At 41.8% G+C, this 14,699-nt stretch carries 13 protein-coding genes and 1 riboswitch; of the genes, 5 read left to right on the forward strand and 8 right to left on the reverse strand.

What is annotated here, in order from left to right; all coding sequences use genetic code 11:
• Positions 1–97: 97 nt before the first annotated feature.
• Positions 98–229: a hypothetical protein gene (locus tag ACGE0T_RS01935; protein WP_459188875.1), complete on the reverse strand. Its 132-nt coding sequence runs from the start codon at positions 227–229 to the stop codon at positions 98–100.
• Between the two features lie 547 nt (positions 230–776).
• On the opposite strand from ACGE0T_RS01935, the gene ACGE0T_RS01940 reads away from it, so the two are divergent.
• The 4 genes from ACGE0T_RS01940 (at position 777) to ACGE0T_RS01955 (ending at position 5,623) form a co-directional block, all read left to right on the forward strand.
• Positions 777–2,234 carry a glycosyltransferase family 2 protein gene (locus ACGE0T_RS01940; protein ID WP_459190397.1) on the forward strand — a complete coding sequence of 486 codons (1,458 nt, stop codon included), beginning with the start codon at positions 777–779 and terminating at the stop codon, positions 2,232–2,234.
• Between the two features lie 5 nt (positions 2,235–2,239).
• Positions 2,240–3,172 (forward strand): DUF4922 domain-containing protein, encoded by a 933-nt coding sequence (locus ACGE0T_RS01945; RefSeq protein ID WP_459188876.1) that lies wholly within the window; start codon positions 2,240–2,242, stop codon positions 3,170–3,172.
• Entirely contained in the window at positions 3,169–4,473 is a 1,305-nt protein-coding gene (locus tag ACGE0T_RS01950) for an MFS transporter (protein WP_459188877.1), read from the forward strand. The genes ACGE0T_RS01945 and ACGE0T_RS01950 overlap by 4 nt, the downstream gene beginning before the upstream one ends.
• 19 nt (positions 4,474–4,492) lie before the next feature.
• A riboswitch (cobalamin riboswitch) is annotated at positions 4,493–4,761 on the forward strand.
• A gap of 268 nt (positions 4,762–5,029) precedes the next feature.
• Positions 5,030–5,623, forward strand: coding sequence for a porin family protein (locus ACGE0T_RS01955; protein ID WP_459188878.1), 594 nt, complete (start codon positions 5,030–5,032; stop codon positions 5,621–5,623).
• A 50-nt stretch (positions 5,624–5,673) separates the two neighbouring features.
• Here ACGE0T_RS01955 and ACGE0T_RS01960 read toward each other — a convergent pair whose 3' ends face one another.
• On the reverse strand, positions 5,674–6,606 hold the full coding sequence (locus ACGE0T_RS01960) for an AraC family transcriptional regulator (RefSeq protein WP_459188879.1): 933 nt from the start codon (positions 6,604–6,606) through the stop codon (positions 5,674–5,676).
• Positions 6,607–6,778: 172 nt separating this feature from the next.
• On the opposite strand from ACGE0T_RS01960, the gene ACGE0T_RS01965 reads away from it, so the two are divergent.
• Positions 6,779–9,634 (forward strand): glycosyl hydrolase, encoded by a 2,856-nt coding sequence (locus tag ACGE0T_RS01965; RefSeq protein WP_459188880.1) that lies wholly within the window; start codon positions 6,779–6,781, stop codon positions 9,632–9,634.
• Between the two features lie 85 nt (positions 9,635–9,719).
• On the opposite strand, the gene ACGE0T_RS01970 is transcribed toward ACGE0T_RS01965, so the two are convergent.
• From ACGE0T_RS01970 to ACGE0T_RS01995, 6 genes are all read right to left on the reverse strand, one after another.
• Positions 9,720–10,244, reverse strand: a complete 525-nt coding sequence (locus ACGE0T_RS01970; RefSeq protein ID WP_459188881.1) for an NUDIX domain-containing protein — start codon at positions 10,242–10,244, stop codon at positions 9,720–9,722.
• A gap of 83 nt (positions 10,245–10,327) precedes the next feature.
• Positions 10,328–11,290 carry an ROK family protein gene (locus ACGE0T_RS01975; protein WP_459188882.1) on the reverse strand — a complete coding sequence of 321 codons (963 nt, stop codon included), beginning with the start codon at positions 11,288–11,290 and terminating at the stop codon, positions 10,328–10,330.
• Positions 11,291–11,413: 123 nt separating this feature from the next.
• Positions 11,414–11,791, reverse strand: coding sequence for a VOC family protein (locus ACGE0T_RS01980; RefSeq protein ID WP_459188883.1), 378 nt, complete (start codon positions 11,789–11,791; stop codon positions 11,414–11,416).
• Positions 11,792–11,817: 26 nt separating this feature from the next.
• Complete coding sequence (locus ACGE0T_RS01985; RefSeq protein ID WP_459188884.1) at positions 11,818–12,540, reverse strand: MBL fold metallo-hydrolase; 723 nt, start codon at positions 12,538–12,540, stop codon at positions 11,818–11,820.
• A 102-nt stretch (positions 12,541–12,642) separates the two neighbouring features.
• Complete coding sequence (locus tag ACGE0T_RS01990; RefSeq protein WP_459188885.1) at positions 12,643–13,401, reverse strand: LytR/AlgR family response regulator transcription factor; 759 nt, start codon at positions 13,399–13,401, stop codon at positions 12,643–12,645.
• A complete protein-coding gene (locus ACGE0T_RS01995; RefSeq protein WP_459188886.1) occupies positions 13,398–14,582 on the reverse strand; it encodes a sensor histidine kinase in 1,185 nt (394 codons plus the stop codon). The genes ACGE0T_RS01990 and ACGE0T_RS01995 overlap by 4 nt, the downstream gene beginning before the upstream one ends.
• Positions 14,583–14,699 lie beyond the last annotated feature (117 nt).

Here is a 14,699-nt window from a genome sequence, read left to right on the forward strand (position 1 = left end):
TATTAATTGTGATGTTTTTTAATTGTTCGAGACAGTATACATAAGATTTTAGTAGGGATATTAATTTTCTACTGAAGATAACTTGCGCTTTCATCTCCTAAGGAAAATCCCATCCCAATTGTCCTTCACTAAAAAAAGTGATTCCTTTTTCTTTTTGTGCACTGGCTTGTATGCATCCGGCCAATGCAACCAATGTGCATAAGCACCAAGTAAATAATTGTCTTTTCATTTTAAATAAGCTTAAATTTGTAATATGTTTGTTATTGTTATAATATGAAATCATCCCATTTTATTGAATTTGAAAATATTTTATCTGTTTTACCCTATCGTGTATTTTGTGTAATGGATGTTTTTGATGGAGTATAATGATAATATTGCATTTTTTCAATCTTTGTTGTATTCTTATAAAGACTAAAAAAACGTTCGTTTATCTTAGTCGTATTATTAAAAATTAATTATCGAGTGAGGTGGATTATTCAAAAGTCAAATTATTTGATAATCTTGATGTTATTGTTTGGTTGTTTTAAAAAAGGGGATTATCTTTGCAAACAGAAACGATGAGATAATGACTAAAATAAACGAACGTTTTTTTAGTCATTTGTTTTTATGTATTTTCCTGATATTTAGTAATTTATATCTTTCCTTGTCTGGCGGACCGATATATCTACTCCCAGAAGGACTTTTTGTACGCATACCTCAAATAGCTGCTCACAAATAGTGAAATAAATTTATCTCTTATCTTCTTTGTCGTTACCTTTGTAACATTACAGTAATGCATTATGAAGAAGATAAATTGTTTTATTCCTTATATCTCCCAGGCACAGGCGGATGCCACTATCAAGCTGTTGAAAAGCGAGCCTTGTATAAACAAGATCTATTTGTTATCCCGGATTCCCGGTTCGGAAGTGCCGGATGAATGTGAGCTGCTGAACATTGAAAATATAAATGCCTCTACTTCTTTCAGGACGATTGCTGCCCATGCGGATACAGCCTATACATTATTATATACAAAGTATACAACACTGGAACCCGGACAATTTGCTTTGGAGCGGATGATTGCCATAGCTGGCGATACAAAAGCCGGAATGCTGTATGCCGACCATTATCAGGTAAACGAAGGTCAATATAAACCATCTCCGGTGATTGATTATCAAAAAGGTAGCCTGCGTGACGACTTTAATTTCGGTTCCATACTATTATTCAATTCTGCCGTTTTGAAACAAGCGGTAGCTGCAATGGATACGGATTATCATTTTGCCGGGTTGTATGACCTGCGTTTACGTGTCTCCGAACTGTCTGAACTGGTACACATAAATGAGTACCTTTATTCGGAAGTGGCGGATGATACGCGTAAGAGCGGAGAGAAGCTGTTCGATTACGTTGACCCGAAAAACCGGGCGGTACAGATAGAAATGGAAACGGTATGTACCGCATACCTCAAACGTGTAGGAGGCTATCTGCCTCCGGTCTTCGAGCCCATCACTTTCGATGCCGGCAAATTTGAATACGAGGCATCCGTTATTATCCCGGTACGCAACCGTATACGAACCATAGAAGATGCAATCCGTTCGGTGCTTACCCAACAGGCAGATTTTAAATTTAATCTGATCATCATAGATAATCATTCAACGGACGGGACATCCGAAGCCATAGAGAAATATACTTCGGATGAACGGGTGATTCATATCATACCGGACCGGGAAGATTTGGGGATAGGCGGTTGCTGGAATACCGGCGTGCATCATCCGGCTTGTGGAAAATTTGCCGTGCAGTTGGACAGCGACGATGTATACAGCGGTCCCGATACTTTGCAAAAGATTGTGGATGCCTTTTATGAACAGAATTGTGCAATGGTGGTAGGTACTTACCGGATGACGGATTTCCGGATGAATGAAATTCCACCGGGTATTATCGACCATAAAGAATGGACACCGGATAACGGGCGTAATAATGCATTGCGTATCAACGGGCTGGGGGCACCGCGAGCTTTTTATACTCCGGTATTGCGTCGTATCAACCTGCCGAATACCAGTTATGGTGAGGATTATGCGTTAGGTCTGCGTATTTCCCGGAACTGGCAGATTGGACGTGTGTATGATGTGCTTTATCTCTGTCGTCGCTGGGAAGATAATTCCGATGCCGCACTCGATATTGTGAAAATGAATAACTATAATACTTATAAGGATCGTATTCGTACCTGGGAACTTCAGGCACGGATGCTCTTAAATCAATAAAACGTATGAATGAATTACAACAGCAGGTTGAAGACTTACGCCGGTACCAGTTATCCGACTGGAAATTAGCCAGTGATAATTATGTCGCATTGGGACAGACGCAAACCCGCATGTTTGAAGTGAATGATTTCCACATTATCTTACAATTTAATCCGGAACGAATACGTTCTTCTGCTGCTAAAATAGATGCGGCTTCTTTACAAAAGCGTCCTTGTTTCTTTTGTAACCGCCCGGAAGAGCAGCAGAGTATCCCTTACCGTGATTCTTTCAGAATACTGGTCAATCCGTATCCTATATTTGAGAAACATCTCACAGTGCCGGCTCTTTGGCACGACAAACAGCAGATTTTGCCTTATTATGAAGAGATGCTTTCTTTGGCAGCCGATTTCCCTGATTATGTGATTTTTTATAATGGTCCTAAATGTGGGGCTTCTGCTCCGGACCATATGCATTTTCAGGCAGTGGGAGCAGGTTCTTTGCCGATTGAATGGAATTGGACGAAAGCTCTCAAGGAAATTGTTTGGAGAGGGGAGGCAACCATGCTTTATGCATTGGATAATTATCTGTGTCCTGTGTTTATGCTGGCTTCCAGCCGTTGGGATGAGGCGGTTAAAGCATTTGAAATGTTGTATGCCCAACTGGAAATAAAAGAAGGGGATTATGAACCGATGATGAATGTCGTAACCTGGATGGAAGAAGATGTATGGTATTCGTTTATTTTCCCTCGTAAGGAGTTGCGTCCGTCTTGCTTCTATGCCGCAGAACCGGATAATATCCTGATTAGCCCGGCAACCGTAGAGATGGCCGGTTTTTTTGTTGCCCCATTGGAAAAGGATTTTCAGAAGATAACCGCTAAAGACCTTGAATGTATATTGAAAGAAGTTGCGATTACAAAAGAACAAAAAGATGAAATAGTCCGTAAAATAAAAGCGTTATGAAATATAAACCCACATTGAATAAAACCATTTCCCCTTGGTACTGGGTGCCATCCTTGTATTTTGCCCAAGGAATACCTTATGTGGCAGTAATGATAATAGCCGTGCTGATGTATAAACAGATGGGATTGTCTAATACCGATATCGCCCTGTATACCAGTTGGCTTAATCTGCCCTGGGTGATTAAACCTTTGTGGAGCCCGTTTATCGATTTGCTGAAAACGAAGCGTTGGTGGATTGTTACCATGCAGTTAGTGATAGGTGCAGGTTTGGCGGCAGTGGCATTTTCCATCCCTACTCCGTTTTTCTTTCAGGCTACCTTGGCGGCATTCTGGTTGCTGGCATTCAGTTCGGCAACGCATGATATAGCGGCGGATGGTTTTTATATGCTGGCGTTGGATTCGCACGAACAGGCATTCTTTGTAGGGATACGCAGCACCTTCTACCGCATAGCAACTATCGCAGGGCAGGGGTTGCTTGTTATTTTTGTCGGTTTCTTACTGAACAGGACAAATGATTTATCATTCACCTGGTCTGTTGCCTTTTTTATACTGACTGCTATCTTTCTGGCTTTATTTGTATATCATTTTTTTATTTTACCTGTGCCGGATACAGACAAGCCGAACCGCTCGGTAAAAGCCTCTTCTATTTTCAACGATTTTATTGGAACATTTATCTCTTTTTTTAAAAAGAAACAAGCATTGGCTGGTATTCTGTTTATGTTGTTGTACCGTTTTCCGGAAGCTCAGTTGGCTAAATTAGTCATTCCTTTTCTGGTAGACCCACGTGAATCCGGTGGTCTGGGATTGACAACTGTAGAGATTGGATTTGCTTATGGCACCGTGGGAACTATCGGTCTGGTGCTGGGGGGGATTTTAGGAGGTATTGCAGCAGCTACAGGAGGATTGAAAAAATGGCTCTGGCCGATGGCTTTGGCAATTACGTTGCCGGACGCCGTATTTATTTATTTGAGTATGGCTTTGCCGGAAAACCTGCTGATAGTCAACGTTTGTGTGTTTATCGAACAGTTTGGATATGGCTTTGGCTTTGCCGCTTATATGCTTTTCCTGATTTATTACTCTGATGGGGAATATAAAACGGCACATTATGCCATTTGTACGGCTTTCATGGCTATGGGATTGATGCTTCCCGGCATGATTTCCGGTTGGTTGCAGGAACACTTGGGCTATGTAAATTTTTTCTGGTGGGTAATGGCTTGCTGTATTGTCACTCTGTTGGTTACCTCTTTTCTGAAAATTGACCCTGAATTTGGAAAAAAGAGTAAAAAAGAACAGGCAGATTAAATATACCGGAAATAAATTTCTATATTTGTGCATGCATTGTTCCTGATTCGCTTTCTGCGGAAAAGGATTAAAAGGGAATCGGGTGGAAATCCCGGACAGTCCCGCTGCTGTGAACTTCATTAACGGATTGGGCAACACTTAAAGCCACTGACGTAGGAGTTGACAATGGACAAATGAGAAAAGACAGATATGACTGTCAATTATCAACTGTCAACTGTCAACTGAAAAGTTGGGAAGGCGTCCATTCCGGAAGTAAGTCAGAAGACCTGCAAGGCATATTTTTCGACGGCTTCGAGGAAAGGCCGGAAGAGAACAAATGATGTCTTCACAACAGCTTCAGTTATTCTTTTTATTCCAGTTTTCCCATAAGCCAAATGATTCGTTTTTAATTATTTTGCCATAATAATTAGGAAAAGAAGCATGAATCGACTTACGGGATGAGCTCCGTAAAGAGGTTCATGCTTTCCTTTTGTATCGATTGAACACTTGTATACCAATATTTGTTTTTTATCTGAAAAGTGCGTTTATTTGTATCACATTAATTAAGAAAATGAAAATGAAGAAAATTTATTGTCTTATACTACTTGCCGCAATGGCATTAGTAGCCATACCGGCAAAATCCCAGATAAGATTTGGTATCAAGGGTGGCGTGAATATTTCATCGGTTCACTTTAATGCAAGTGTTGTAGACCGTGGAAATGTAACAGGTTTCAATATCGGTCCGATGGCTGAAATCATGGTTCCGATAGCCGGACTGGGTTTCGATGGTGCTATCCTGTATTCCCAGAAAGGTGTCGGATTGAAGAATTCAAATAATGAAAATGTAAAGAATGATTATATTGATGTGCCTGTAAACGTGAAATGGAAATTCGGTTTGCCTATCATCAAAGGATATTTTTCTGCCGGTCCGTATGTAAGTTTCCGTGTCGGCGGCGAGAAGTTCTGGGATTTGGGCTCTGCTGTTGGCGACCAGTTGAAAGCGCATACTTTTGGTGCAGGTTTGAACTTTGGCGCCGGTGTGGAAGTTGTTAAACATGTACAGGTCGGATTTAACTATGCTTTAGGCTTGACCGACGATTATAGTGCTTCCAAGCTAAACCTGAATGGAAAGAACCGTGGTTGGTCAATCACAGCGGCTATCCTGTTTTGAAACGAGGAATTTATTTAAAATCTATATGCGAAGGGGCCGGGAGCATTTTCTCAGCCCCTTTCTTTTTTATCTTCTTTTCTTCCCTGTATTTCTGCGGAAGAGAATCGTTCCCTGTATCCTAAAGGAGTAAAACCTGTATGCTTCTTGAAGAGAGCCGTAAAATAAGTCGCATCTTCATATCCTATTTTGTAAGAAATCTCCTTGACGCTGAGAGAGGAATTTAACAGTAGGTTTTTAGCTTTCTGTAGTCGTAGTTCCAAGATAAAGTGGGTAGGGGAGACATTCGTGTATTCTTTAAAAAGTTTCCTGAACCAGGAATATCCCATATTCACTTGCTGTGCCACTTCTTTCGGTGATATTCCGGTCAGATAGTTTTCCCTCATAATAATACGTGCCTGGCCGATTCGTTTCAGGATAATATCATTAGTGAAAAATTGGTTGGAATTATAATAGAGAGTCATCCCCAAAATAAGGTTTCCGATTCCGGCTACTGCTTGCTGGGAGGTGGTATGTTCGGAAATCGCCAATTCCATTGCCTGGTTGTATAACTGGATAATGTCTTCCCGTAGTCCGATATTATAGATAAACTGCTTTGTGCTAAAAAATCCGTTATTAAATCTTGCATCTATATTCGGTCCGTGCATGCCGATCCAATACTCCTGCCATCCGGTTTGTTTATCCGGAAAGTAACTATGCCAGGTGTAAGGCGGTATTATCAGCATATCGCCGGCTGCGATTGGAATGTTTTCATTTTGGGAGATAAAGCAAGTACCTTTTCCCCGTGATATGTAAATGAGCTGGTAATTGTCAAGTATCCGCCCGTTTTGAGGGGTGAAATAATAGTCTTCGGGATGTCCTACCTTGGGAGGGTAAGTTGTGTAATCTTTAGGAATTTCAGCTTGTCCTACATTATCGACAATCAATCCCCAAAGTAAATCTCTTTCACTGCTGACAAGATATTTGAATAGGTTCTTATTTTTCATATGATGGTACCAGACATTTGTAGAGACATCTGCAAATATAGGCAAATCAACGGATAAAATGATACTGTCAGAAAATCATGTATAAAAAACAAACTTTTATGCTTTATTGAAAAGTAAAATGTGGAATTTTGCTATTTGGATTGTAAAACTACTTATATAATATTGTTTTGTTATGGGTTTATTAAAGAAGATGGCGGTTTCTGTTCTTTTCACAGCATTGTTTGCACCTGTGTATTCCCAGAAACTTCCGGCAAAGTCAGATTTTAAACACACCAGGGGGGATCTCTATAAAATTTTTGCTGAACCTGAAAGTAAGTACCGTCCCTATGTCAGATGGTGGTGGAATGGCACGCGGGTAGATGAGAAAGAAATACTGCGTGAACTGGATTTGATGAAGCAAATAGGCATAGGCGGTGTCGAGATAAATTCGATCCGTTACCCGGGAGATGTGGATACTTTGGGATATGCCGAACGCCCTTATCTGAGTGATGAGTGGGCGAACAGCATTCGCTTTGCAGCAGAAGCCTGTAAGGAACGGGGACTGGTCTGCGATATGATTGGCGGTTCCGGCTGGCCCTTTGGCGGCGAATTTCTTCCACCGGATAAACAGTTGCAGATGCTGACTGTTGAAACTATCGATATCGACGGTGGAAGCAACGGGAAAGTATTCTCCATTGCCCGCGATGAAATTCTGAAGCGGTCGAATCCACCGATTATGTCGTCAAATCCACATCCACGGAAAGAACTGGTGTATCTCAGGTTACTGCCTAAACATGTGGAACAGTTTACCGAGGGTGTCTATTTTGATAAACTGGTTTCAAACGAACAGATATCATTGAATGTCCCTGCCGGTGAATATGTGTTGTATTGCTTCATTAAGTTTGCAGGTTACATGGACGTTATCGAAGGGGCTCCAGGGGCAAGAGGACCGGTTCTTAACCATTTCGATAAAGAGGCGGTGAAGTTCTACCTGAACAGGCTCTCGGAAAAGATACATTTTAATTCGCCCGGGATGAAAGGCAAAATCCGGGCTGCATTTGTAGATAGTTTTGAACTTGAAGGCGCAAACTGGAGTGATGCCTTGTTGGATGAGTTCGAACGCCGGTACGGTTATTCGTTAATACCCTATTTGCCTTATGTAATACGTAAAATCGGTCACATGGGCGATCCGCTTCCTGAAAAATACGGGAGCAAGTTTTCTGCGCAGGTGACGGAAAATGTGGTTAACCGGGTTCGGAATGATTTCGAACGGTTCCAGATTGAGCTTTTTAAAAAGAATTTTATAGATACCTTGAATGAATGGTGCCATTCCAATGGCCTGCAATCCAGAGTACAAGCCTACGGCAGGGCATTGCATCCATTGGAATCGGCTATGTTTATCGACATCCCGGAATGTGAAACATGGATGCGCGATAATATGGGAAAAGAATTGGATGACCGGAATTCCTATTCCGGACGTGCGCACAGTATGGTCAACAAATTTGTTGCGTCCGGTTCTTTATTGGCCGGCAACGGGGTGGTAAGCTGTGAAGAAATGACAAACGTCGTATATATTTTCCAAACAACCCTGGAAGAAATAAAGGTTGCCGGGGATATGAGCAATATATCAGGTGTGAACCAGTCCATATTGCATGGTTTCAACTACAGTCCCAAAGAGGCGCCGTTCCCCGGATGGATTAAATATGGAACTTATTTCAGTGAAAATAATACTTGGTGGCCTTATTTGCGTAACTGGCTCGACTATAAAGCCCGTCTTTCCGCTCTTATGCAGAATAGCGTACAGCAGGCGGATATAGCCATCTTGCCTCCATTGGAAGATATGTGGTCGACGCTTGGACAGCAGCGTGACCCGTTCCCTCAAAAATGGCATCCTGCATATGCACATGATTTATGGGAGAACTTGCATGAGAATGGCAATGGTTGCGATTATGTAAGTGAACATGTCATCCAGCAAAGCACTGTAAAGAACGGACAACTGGCTTTTGGTCCGAGAGCTTATAAAACATTGTTGCTCATGGAAGTGGAAAGTCTCGACCCTCAAACAGCCGGGAAGTTGGAGGACTTTGTAAAGAAAGGGGGTAAGATTGTTTGTATAGGAACACGTCCTTATAAAAGTGTAGGATTCAGCAATGCCGCTCGGAAAGATGCTGAGGTACAGACGGTAATAAACCGGATTACTCAAAAATATCCGGACCGTTTTGTTTTAGTCGATGCTCCTTCCGATACGGAACCTCTTACCCAATGGTATCAAAAGGTACAAAAGAAATTGGAACTGACACCTTATGTACAGATAGATAAACCGGATAAGTTCCTGACGCAGAATTATTATAAATCAGGAAACCGGGATATATTCTTCTTTACCAACCTGCATATAGAGAAAGGGCATGATGTTCATGTTGTTTTTCCGGATGCCGTTAAAGGCAAAAAGGCGTGGCTATGGGATGCTGAAACCGGAAAAAGATATATCTTACCGCAACAGGGGCAGGAACAAGATTTGCATTTCGGACCTGCCGAGTCCAAATTGATAGTGTTTGATAAAGAACATGATGGAGAGGTTTATAGGCCATTGGCTGAGGAAAGCGAAAACCCGATAGTTGTTTCAGGTTTATGGGATGTGAAAGCTGTCCATGTAGACAAAAGCATAAAAGAGTTTCAGGTAGATAGCCTGACAGACTTTAATACACTTCCTTTTCCGTGGTTCCGTCATTTTGCAGGAGAAATTTATTATTCCATAGATGTAGATGTGGAGAATCCGGGGGATATACATGTGTTGGATGCAGGACTCACGCATTTGGGTGTAACGGAACTTATTCTCAATGGAGAAAAAATAGGTGTAAAATGGTATGGTAACCGTAAATTTGATGTATCCGGTAAATTAGTATCCGGTAAGAACCGGATAACGATAAAGGTAACCACCTTATTAGGTAATTATACAAAATCGCTTACGGATAACGCGCCGGCCCAGCGTTTTGCTTCGGTAAGAGGGTATCGTTCTCTCGGTTTGGAAGGACCGGTAAAACTATATTAAGCATAAAAAAGACCAGTCTTCCATCCGTATTAAACAATGCAGATAATACGAACGGAAGGCTGGCCTTTTGTCTAATGCTGTATTTTTAAATACCATGAATTTTATAGAGTGAAATAGCTCTCTTGATGGATTGCAGGCCAAAATCGGCTGGCTCCAATTGCTCGGAAGGAAGAATGATGATTTCTGCCGCATCATCTTCGGCCTGGGCTTTATCAAAGGTTTCAGCCAGGCACTCGAAGAACATATCAACAGTATGTACTTCGAATCCACAGTAAGGGTAAATGTTAGGAAGTGAAAAAAGATACCGGCAATTCGTGATATCGAGCCCGGTTTCTTCTTTTACTTCACGGGCTACTGCATCTTCAGCCGATTCGTGCATATCGATAAAACCTCCGGGCAAATCGAGTGTCCCTTTTGCCGGTTCTTTGGCACGGCGTACCAGAAGCAGTTCGCCTTTGGGATTTCTGATGAAACAGGCTACGGAAGAAGACGGATTGAAATAATATACAAATCCGCAAGTGGTACATTGTTTGGCTTTTTCGTTGCGTTCCACAAATGTTTTTGCACCACATTTCGGACAATAGATAAACTGATATAAAGGATGAAGCATAAAGTTGAAAATAAAACAGACACGAATTATAGGATATGAATCCTGCATAATCCGTGCCTGAAATGAAATTTAAATGTAATCTTTTATTTTACTTCCCAACCCAGTGCGCTTGCTCCTAATACGGCAGCATCGCTTTCTTTTAATTGAGAGAAAAGTAATTTTGTTTTGCCTTCGAATACTTTCAGCATATTCTTATCCATTGCCTCTTTGATTGGTTTCATAATCAAATCGCCGGCTTTGGTAAGACCGCCGAATAAGATGATTGCTTCAGGACTTGAGAATGCAACGAAATCAGCGAATGCTTCACCCAGCATAGTACCGGTTGCTTCAAAGATTTCAAGAGCGATTTTATCGTTCTTCATTGCTGCATCATATACGTCTTTGGAAGTGATTTCATCCGGATCCAGTTCACGAAGGATACTGTCTTCCTTACGGATTTCCAGATATTCGCGTGCTGTACGTGCTACACCTGTTGCCGAAGTGTATGCTTCCAAACAACCGTGACGGCCGCAACCGCACAAACGTCCGTTGTTACGACGAACAATAACGTGGCCTAATTCGCCGGCAAATCCGTCGTGACCGTATACCAGGTTACCGCCGATTACGATACCGCTACCCACACCTGTACCCAGGGTAATAACGATAAAGTCTTTCATACCACGTGCAGCACCATAAGTCATTTCACCGATAGCAGCAGCATTCGCATCATTTGTCAAAGCAACGGGTATTCCGTCTAATGCTTCGCTAATCATTTGGGCCAAAGGAATTTTACCTTCCCAAGGAAGATTCGGAGCGAACTCGATACATCCGTTAAAGAAATTACCGTTAGGAGCTCCTACACCAATACCTTTTATCTTATCAGGACCACCTGCCTGTTCGATAACCTGCTTCAGCCCTTTAGATAATTCTGCTACATACTCGTTTATATCAGTATATTTACCGGTTTTGATAGAACCGCTATACAAAATTGAACCTCTTGCGTCTACTACGCCGAAAACCGAATTGGTACCACCTATATCGATACCTACTACATAAGGCTTCTCCATGATTTTATCTTTAGATTAATAATGATTCTCTTTTCTGGAAAGCAAATATAAGAGGAATATGGTTAGTTGCAATGATTTTCATCAAAAAAAACGAAAATAAAAGACATCTGTTACCTGTTCCCGTCATTTGACTGGCAATATCTCAATCCAGTAATCATCTGGGTCATTAATGAAATATAAGCCCATTTCATTATTTTCAAAACAGATAAAACCCTGTTCACGGTGATACTCTCGGACCTCATCATAATTCCCGTCTACCCGGAAGCATAAATGGCTTTCGTTGTCTCCCAGTTCATACGCGTCGGTCCGGTCCCTGAGCCAGGTCAGTTCCAGTAAAAAACCGGTTGTATTGTCGGTCAGGTACACCAGGATAAATGAGCCGTCGGCGGCTTCTTTCCGGTGATGTTCTTTCAGCCCCAGTGCTTTATCATAGAAAGCAATACTTCTGTCAAGGTCGAGTACGTTGATATTGAAATGATCAAATCTGCTTTTTATTTCCATAAGTCTTGTGTTTAATTATGATTGGTTTAAAAATCAGTTCCTTCTCCCGGTATGGATAGTAAAACATAACGGCATCCTTTTGACTCGGCATAAGGTCCGAACACCACTACATCGCTCGGGCGTTCCCAGAAATGCATAGGGACAAAGATACCGGTTTTTATCCGGTCTATAAATTGTTGGGCGCCTCGCATAAAGTCTGTGCCGATACGCGGGTCGACCGGAAACATTGCCAAGTCCAGCTCGGTAGTCCGTTTTGTCAGGTCGTCCAATTCTTTCAGATAAGCTTTTTCTGCATCCGCCGCTTCCTTTTGGGTCGATTCGTCTTTCCAGTGCCAGTTGTTCAAGTCGCCGGCATGGAAGATCTGTTTACCATCGGCTTTAATCAGGAAAGAGATTCCGACATCCGTGGAGCCGAAAGCCTCGATATGCAGGTTATGGTCTTCGTAAACATCCCCTTTTTTCAGGTAAATGGCATCCTCTTTAGTTGCCCTGTGGCGTTTCAGGATATCTTTGGAGAAAAGATAGACAATATCTTTCTTATATTTTTTCCATTGGAGGACTTCTGCGTTGAAATGGTCCGGATGAAAATGGGAGGATAGTACATATAAAGTACCGGCCCGGTTTAAAAGTTCTTCGTGTACGAACCCTTTATCCGGGGATTTGCCTGTATCCTTGAAGTAATCGATAAGAAGGGTATAACCGTCTGCTTCGATTGCAAAGCCACTGTGATAAATATATGTAAGTCTCATATCTGTCTCTTTTTTATGAACAAAACACCGGTAAGGCCTTTCTTGTTGTGCAAAGATATGATTCTTTGGCTGTGCGGTTGTATTAACAAATACTATAAAAGTCTATTCTTCTGCTAAAATCCATTTTTTGAAAATAGGCGTTTTTGTTTTGCTGATGATAATCCGCTCCGGTACGGGGAGGGTGAGATTGACAGACAGGCGGTTGCCGAACCACAGGTCGATATCGCGGATTGCTTTCCGGGAAATGATAAACTGCCGGTTGGCACGGAAAAAGCAATCCGTATCCAGTTGTTCGCTGAGCGTATCCAGTGTGCGGTCTACCGGATGCCGTTTCCCATCGGACGTATAGGCGGTAATCTTTTCATTTGCCGTATAAAAGAACAGGATATCTTCAACCGGAAGCGGATAAAATTTGTCGGCAAGCATTACCAGCAGGCTTTTTATCGGATGCCGGCGCTGGATGGTGTCGTTTGTCTGGCGGATATGTTCCAGCCGTTCTTCCGGCCCGAATCTGCGGAGTTTGCCCAATGCCCGTTCGAGAGATGCAAGCGTCACCGGCTTGAGCAGATAGTCGATACTGCTTACCTGAAAAGCCTGGAGCGCATATTCGTCATAAGCCGTAGTGAAAATAACAGGTGCTTTTATATCCACCTGTTCAAAGATTTTGAAGGCGGAACCATCTGCCAGGTGGATGTCCATGAAGATAATATCCGGATGAGGATTGGAACTGAAATAGCGGATACTTTCTTCGATACTTTCCAGTTCGGCAATGACATCGACAGGCATTACGCTGTTCTGTGCCAAAATAGCTTTCAGACTGCCTACAGCAGCCGTTTCATCTTCTATAATGATTGCGTTCATAAGTGTGCAGGGGTATTAAGAAGTGGAAGCGATACTTTGAAATATTCTTTACGGTTTGAAATCTGAATGTCTTTTCCGGTCAGCATCCGGTAACGGCCCCATAAGTTTTTGAGTCCGATACCGCTGCTGTGGCTGTCTTCTATTTTGGGTTGTATATGATTGGATACAACCAATTGCTTTTCTGCTGTTGTGTAAATGTCTATTTGCAGCGGGTACTGTTTGCTTATCACATTATGTTTTACTGCATTTTCAATCAGCGGTAAAATACTTAAAATAGGAAGATACCAAAGAAGTAAAGGAGGATCAGCCTGTATGGAGAAGAAAAGTTTTCCTTCATACCGTACGCCCAGCAAATAGGTATACGCTTTTACGAATTGCAGTTCTTCTGCCAGCGTAACCAATTCTTTCTTATTACTTTGCAGGATATAGCGGAATACATTGGATAGCTCATCCAGATAGGTCAGCGTCTGTTCTTTTTCCCCGCTGCGGATTAAAGAATTAAGCCCGTTCAGCGAATTAAAGAAAAAGTGAGGGTTGATTTGCCCCATCAAGGCATTATAAGAGGCTTGCAATTGTTCCGTTTTAAGTTTTTCATAATCGAGCATCATCTGCTGTTTGCCATGCAAAAGCCGGATAAGCGGGACGATTAGCATAATAGTCAGCAGTACGATTAAATGTTCCATAAGCATCGGATAGGGAAACGGCGGGACTGGCATGATTTTAAAATGTTTTTCATCGTTTCTGTCCCGTTCCCATCTGTGCATTCCGGGTACCGGCCTTTGTTGCCGTGAAAGTTCAATTTTTTCCGTTACCAGATAAGATTCAAACCTGTCTTTTACTAATAGGTTGTATACGGATGGAAATTTCATAAATACGGCAAATGCAACCAGAATGCTGACTACCATAGAAAAGAGAATACTTTTATATTCTTTTTTCCCGAACCACCGGTCTCCCCACTTATACGTTTGATTGTTGATTAGATAAAGCAGGAATGCAAAAAGGAAAAACCATACAAAGGAAAAAATAATCAGTTGGCTTTCAAAGGGATGTTGAGGCCTGTCCGTTATATGCTGTGTACTATCCTTATAACTTGCGATAAGTAATGAAGAGTTAACAAAAAGACTCAATAACACAGATATTGTGAAACCTATTAACAGTTCATTTTTCTTTGTATACGGCATTTCGAATCTGATTCTTTTATGTACAAAGGTAATAAACAGGGGATTGTATTTGAAAAATCTGTCGACGAAAAGGTAAAAAATGTCGCCGAAAAGACTTTATATGACGGTGGATGCTTA

The organism is Parabacteroides sp. APC149_11_2_Y6 (assembly GCF_054506995.1).